The organism is Pseudomonas sp. SDT291_1_S447 (assembly GCF_054070155.1).
On record NZ_JBSVXS010000473.1, the window covers coordinates 1 to 212 of the forward strand.

The window sequence follows — 212 nt, forward strand, 5'->3', positions numbered from 1 at the left end:
AATGACCCAATCCGTAGGGCTCAAACCTTCCAGTACCGGCACGGTTTTTTCACCGAAGGCACCGATGCGCACGGGTGTGCGCTTGAGGGTGTTGTCTGGCTGTACACGCCACACGTAGGACGCACCGTTCTCCGCGCTAAGGGCCGACAAAGGGACCGAGAGAGGAATATCGCCGTCGACCTGTATGAACACGCGGGCGCTCTGGCCCAGTT

The 212-nt window shown here is 59.9% G+C and carries 1 pseudogene; it reads right to left on the reverse strand.

Annotation, left to right across the window (positions count from 1 at the left end):
- Positions 1-212: pseudogene (locus ACW9IR_RS30425) on the reverse strand (efflux RND transporter periplasmic adaptor subunit); the annotation flags it as partial.